Here is a 3,415-nt window from a genome sequence, read left to right as displayed (position 1 = left end):
CTTTGTCCAGAGATGGCAGAAGCTGATGAGAAAACCAGAAGTCGAACAGGCGGCTGTCCATTGTTCCGCTGTATTGAAAGGGCGCAATGATCTGATGACCCATTTTTGCGGCAACAATCCCACAGCGTTGGTATCTGCGCCCGCTGATGCGCCCAAATACCTGTTGGCCTCGGGACGCATACCCATATTCACGGTACAGGTAGGTATCGATGCCGCATTCGTCCACATAGGCAATCTTTTCTGGTGGGATATCCTTGATTTGCTCCTGATACGCTGCTACCCTTTGTTCTTCCTGTTCCTGATACCTGGTCGTCTTTTTTTTCTTGTGATCTGACACCGCTGCAGTGCGTCACGAATGCCGCTTGGGCTGCATCCGAATGCCTCCGCCATTTCCCTTTGATATGCATCTGGATGTTCTGCCACATAGGTCCTCAATTTTTCAGGATCGATCTTTCGAAAATCTCGATGCAGCTCTTTCTTTCCTAAGTCCCCCGTTTCCTTCAGCTGCTTTTCCCATTTTTGTATGGTGGATCTCGATACCTTGAACACCTGATGGGTCTCCTCCAGCGTATGTCCTTCCTTGCGATATTCTATTGTCCGTTCCCGGTAGTCTTTTGAATAACTCATGGTTTTATTTTACCATATCCTTTGCTCTTTTTCAACTGTGGCGACTATATCATGGAATTTCCCACCAGGGAGGCGTTCCGGGCGTGGCTTTCCGATAACGGTCAGACCAGCGGGGGCGTTTGGCTGCTCTTCGGCAAGCCCGGCGGGCCCAAGACCCTCAAAGCCGCCGAGGCCCTGGAGGAGGCTCTCTGCTTCGGCTGGATCGACGGGCAGATGCGGCGTATCGACGATCTCTCCTATAAGAAGTACTTCTCCCGGCGCAGAGAGAACAGCAGGTGGTCGGCCAAGAACCGGGCCCTGGCCGGGGACCTGGAGGCCCGGGGGCTCATGACCGCTTCCGGCAGGGAGGCTGTCGAAGCGGCCAAGGCCAATGGCCAGTGGTACGCTCCGGACCCCATGGAGGCCGGGGCGGAGGAGGTGTCCCGCCTGACCTCCCTGCTGGAGGGCCGCGAGCCCGCGTTCACCAATTTCCAGGCCATGCCCCCGTCGGTCCAAAAGACCTACGCCCGGGCGTACCTGGACGCCAAGACCAGCGCCGGGCGGGAAAAACGGCTTGCCTGGATCACCGGCAGGCTGGACAAAAATTTGCGGCCCATGTAAAAAAGGCTTGTCCGCAGGGTGTGCGCCCTGCGGACAAGCTTTTATACGAAGAACCCCCGCCCCCAGCGCTCCAGCTTGCGCACCAGGGCCTCGCCGGTGATGTCCTAATCCACGTTGAACCGCCCCAGGCGGCGGAGGGTTCCGGGACGTCCGGCGAAGACGGTGTTGCAGTGCTCCCGGACCGTGACGGTGAGCACCGCCCCCGCCTCCTCCAGCACCCGGTCCGTCTCCCCGGAGCAGAGGCCAAAGGGGTAGGAGAGGGCCGTCAGGGGCGTGGACACCCGGCCCTCCCGGCGGCGGCAGTACTGCTCGAAGTCCTCCAGGAGGGCGTCCCGGTAGTCCTCCGCGCTCTCGCCCTCTTTTTTCAGCGCCCCCTCCCGGCCCGAGACGCCCCCGGTCTGGGGCCGCTGGTGCATGTCGTAGGTGTGGCTCTGGAGGTCCAGCACCCCCTTTTCCACCCAGGGCGCGGCCTCCTCGAAGGAGAACCGGGGCGGGGTGAGTGCCTCGCCGGTATGGGCGCTGACCGCCTCCCCCTCGTTGATGCCGATGACAAAGACTGCGGCGCACAGCCCCAAGTCCTCCAGGATGGGGGCGGCGATGTCCAGGTTGCTGGTGTAGCCGTCGTCCATGGTGATGAGGACAGGCTTGTCCGGCAGGGGCGTGCCCCCTTGGCCGTAGTCCACCACCTGGGCGATGCTGACCGCCGTATAGCCCGCCGCCTTCAGGGCGGACATCTGCTCCCGGAACCGGGCGGCGGAGACCGTGAAGCCGCTCCCCGCCTCCTGGGAGAAGTGGTGGTACATCAGCACCGGAAGGCGGCAGTGCCTGCCGGTGACCGTCCCGTACCGGATGTCCGCCCCCAGGAGCACCAGCGCCGCCAGCAGGACCGCCGCCAGGACGCTCTTCCATTTCATTCGCAAGAGGATACGCCTCCAGTGTCGCAAGATATCCGGCCCCCGCCCTGTGGGACGGAGGCCGGAAAAAGTATAGCATAGAGTGGGCTCCAATGCAAGGGAAAATCTACTCCCCATCCGCCGGAGGCGCGGGGGGCGTCTTGCGCCGCTTTCTCCTGCGCAGGAAGCTCCACACCCCCGTGCCCGCTGCGGCGAGCACCAGGATGCCCACCCAGTTGGAGGCCACGGCGATGGTCAGCTCCTCCAGCCCCTCCGCGCCCCGGCGGAGGCCCGTGCCGAAGGCGGCGGCAAGCCGCTGGGGGAAGCTCTGGACCACCTCCTCGCCGGTGGTCAGGCGGTAGACCTCCCCCAGAGTGATGTTGACGGTGGAGTAGCCGATCAAACTGTCGTAGCGGCGCAGGTCGCCGGTGAGGTACTCGATCTGGAGCTCCGTCTCGCTCAGGGCCTGCTCCAGGAGGATGATGTCCTCCAGCCCCGCCGCCTCCTCCAGGAGCTTTTGCAGGCGCTCCAGCTTGGTCCGCTGGGTGGCGAGGCGGGCCTCGCTGTCGTAGTACGCCTCCCCCACGTCCTCTGTGTACTCACTGCGGTAGGTGACATGGCCCACGGTCCCGGCCTCGTCCAGGAACAGCCGGAATTTCTCCGACGGCACCCGGACCGTGCAGCAGAGGCTCCGGTAACTGCCCTGCTGGTGGAGGGTCCCATAGCGGCCCCCCATGCCCGACACCGCCTGGTCCAGGGACATGCAGGCAGTGTCGAAGCTCTTAGTCTCCAGCTCCAGGTCCTCCTTGTCCCATTTTTTGGGTCTCTACCAGGATAGACGCAAAAAATCGGGAAAGGTTCCGCCGGAGCTCACACCCCCGGCAGTTCCTCCAGGGAGGCGAAGGTGTAGCCCATGGCCTCCCACTTGGTGAGGAGGTCGTCCAGGATCTCGGCGTTGGTCCGGGACGTGGAGTGGAGCAGGACGATGGCCCCGTCGTGGATGCGGGGCAGGAGCTTGTCATAGGCCTGCTGGGCGGTGGGCTGGTCATCGGTGTTCCAGTCCACGTAGGCCAGGGACCAGAACACCGTGTGGTACCCCAGGGCCTGGGCCTGCCGCAGGTTCTCCTCGCTGTACTTGCCCTGGGGCGGGCGGTAGAAGTGGGAGAGGGGCTTGCCGGTGGTCTCCTCGTAGCGCTCGGCCAGGCTCTCCAGCTCCGTGCGGAAGGCGCTCTCGTCGCTGATGGCGGACATGTCCGGGTGGTGGAAGGTGTGGTTGCCCACGATGTGGCCCTCCT

5 protein-coding genes and 1 pseudogene are annotated in these 3,415 nt (G+C 63.4%); 1 reads left to right on the top strand and 5 read right to left on the bottom strand.

The features are described 5' to 3' along the window. Positions 1-337, bottom strand: a pseudogene (locus QZ326_RS12135) (IS630 family transposase); the annotation flags it as partial. Then, positions 277-627: an IS630 transposase-related protein gene (locus QZ326_RS13460; protein ID WP_365329242.1), complete on the bottom strand. Its 351-nt coding sequence runs from the start codon at positions 625-627 to the stop codon at positions 277-279. The gene QZ326_RS13460 and the pseudogene QZ326_RS12135, both read right to left, overlap by 61 nt. A gap of 51 nt (positions 628-678) precedes the next feature. Here QZ326_RS13460 and QZ326_RS12130 point away from each other — a divergent pair, with 51 nt between their 5' ends. Beyond that, positions 679-1,227 carry a YdeI family protein gene (locus tag QZ326_RS12130; protein WP_295745591.1) on the top strand — a complete coding sequence of 183 codons (549 nt, stop codon included), beginning with the start codon at positions 679-681 and terminating at the stop codon, positions 1,225-1,227. 104 nt (positions 1,228-1,331) lie between these two features. Here the strand turns inward: QZ326_RS12130 and QZ326_RS12125 are convergent, their stop codons facing one another. The 3 genes from QZ326_RS12125 to QZ326_RS12115 form a co-directional block, all read right to left on the bottom strand. After that, positions 1,332-2,141 (bottom strand): polysaccharide deacetylase family protein, encoded by an 810-nt coding sequence (locus QZ326_RS12125; protein ID WP_295745597.1) that lies wholly within the window; start codon positions 2,139-2,141, stop codon positions 1,332-1,334. Between the two features lie 106 nt (positions 2,142-2,247). Further along, positions 2,248-2,913: a DUF4349 domain-containing protein gene (locus QZ326_RS12120; RefSeq protein WP_295745594.1), complete on the bottom strand. Its 666-nt coding sequence runs from the start codon at positions 2,911-2,913 to the stop codon at positions 2,248-2,250. Positions 2,914-2,990: 77 nt separating this feature from the next. Continuing rightward, positions 2,991-3,415: polysaccharide deacetylase family protein (locus QZ326_RS12115; RefSeq protein ID WP_295745589.1), on the bottom strand; the 425-nt coding region annotated here is incomplete at its 5' end.

The organism is uncultured Oscillibacter sp. (assembly GCF_910587525.1).
In the GTDB taxonomy this organism is placed as follows: domain Bacteria; phylum Bacillota; class Clostridia; order Oscillospirales; family Oscillospiraceae; genus Oscillibacter.
This window is presented reverse-complemented; position numbering and strand designations above follow the sequence as displayed.